Origin of the sequence: Candidatus Magnetaquicoccus inordinatus, from assembly GCF_004217665.1 — a bacterium.
Lineage (GTDB): Bacteria > Pseudomonadota > Magnetococcia > Magnetococcales > Magnetaquicoccaceae > Magnetaquicoccus > Magnetaquicoccus inordinatus.
The window spans coordinates 1-1550 of sequence record NZ_RXIU01000414.1; the positions used below are offsets into that span (position 1 = coordinate 1).

Consider the following 1550-nt stretch of genomic DNA (forward strand, 5'->3'; position numbering starts at 1 on the left):
TGCCACCACGCTGGTCTGTCTGGGTTCATTGGTCAGAAAGGCCATCTCGCCAAAAAATTCACCCGTGCCCAGGTTGATGATGGCAGCACCTTGTTTGACCACGCTGACTGAACCGGCAAGGATAATAAAAAAGGAGGTGTCGGTATCTCCCTCTTTTACCACTTTTGCTCCAGCGCGATAGGATTTGAAGGCGGTCTGGTTGCCGGCAACCCGTTTTTTTTCGTAGGAGGAAAAATCTTGAAAAAAAGGTATTTTATCAAGGAGATCTACCAGTTTATCCGGGTTTATTTCACCATTTTGTGACATGTTCCATGTTCCTGAAGTGAGAGGATGAACAGTTTCACCATGCGGCGATTGTACGACAAACCGGGCCAACCGGTGACGCACGCTCTATACAGTGGTATAATTACCTCAAATGAGTATATCTGTTCAAGCGAAACGGTGACAGTAATGGATGAGAATACCCAAAAAATTTTTTCCGCCATCCAGGAGAAGTTGATTCTCCTAAGGGGGCATCTTTGACTACGAAAATGGGAAAAGACGGTTAGAGGAGTTGGCTGCCCTGAGTGAGGATCCGGTATTGTGGAACAATCCGGGAGAGGCCAAACGTTTGATGCGCGAAAAAAGGGAGTTGGAAAAGAGCATCGGCGAGTGGGAGAGTCTGGAACGTAGCGTGCACGATAGTGAGGCTCTTTTTCACATGGCAGAGGAGGAGGGCGACCAGGAGGTGGTTGCCGAGATGGCGCAGCAGGCTGGCGAACTGTTGCAACGAGTGGAAGCGCTGGAATTGCAACGCATGTTGTCTGGTGAGTTGGATATCAACAATGCCTTTTTGGAGATCCATCCTGGTGCTGGTGGCACTGAATCACAAGACTGGGCAGACATGTTGTTGCGCATGTATTTGCGCTGGTGCGAGGAGCATGGTTACAAAGCGGAAATCAGTGACTATCAGCCTGGTGATGAAGCAGGCTGCAAGTCGGTTTCGGTGCGGATTGAAGGGGAGTATGCCTACGGCTATCTGAAGACCGAAGGGGGGGTGCATCGATTGGTGCGCATCAGCCCTTTTGACTCCAATGCCCGACGCCACACCTCTTTTTCCTCTGTTTATGTCTATCCAGAGGTGGATGAGACCATTCAGGTGGAGATTGACGAAAAGGATCTGCGCATTGATACTTTTCGTGCTTCTGGGGCAGGTGGCCAACATGTGAACAAAACCAGTTCAGCGGTGCGCATCACCCATTTTCCTACCGGCATTGTGGTGCAGTGTCAAAATGGTCGTTCCCAGCATCGCAACAAGGATGAAGCGATGAACATGCTGAAATCACGTTTGTTTCAATTGGAGATGGACAAACGGGCGGAAGAGAGTCAGGCAGTCAATGATGCCAAAACCGACATTGGTTGGGGACATCAGATCCGCTCTTATGTGCTGCATCCCTACCGGATGGTCAAGGATCTGCGCACTGGGGTGGAAAAGGGCAATGCTGATGCGGTATTGGATGGCGATTTGGACGATTTTCTGCGCGCAGCACTGGCCCGGCGTTTAGGCAATG

The 1550-nt window shown here is 50.4% G+C and carries 2 protein-coding genes; one reads left to right on the forward strand and one right to left on the reverse strand.

Annotated features, from left to right (window positions below; translation table 11 throughout):
* Nucleotides 1-306 (reverse strand): cyclic nucleotide-binding domain-containing protein (locus EJP87_RS16140; RefSeq protein ID WP_130472873.1); only part of this gene is annotated, 306 nt, incomplete at its 3' end.
* A 144-nt stretch (nucleotides 307-450) separates the two neighbouring features.
* Between EJP87_RS16140 and prfB the strand changes: the two genes are divergently transcribed.
* Nucleotides 451-1550, forward strand: a protein-coding gene (gene prfB, locus EJP87_RS16145; protein ID WP_193771465.1) for a peptide chain release factor 2 whose coding sequence is annotated in 2 segments (ribosomal slippage) — nucleotides 451-519 and nucleotides 521-1550 — 1099 coding nt annotated over the 2 segments. Because the reading frame shifts where the segments join, the coding sequence is not laid out codon by codon here. This gene is flagged as partial in the annotation.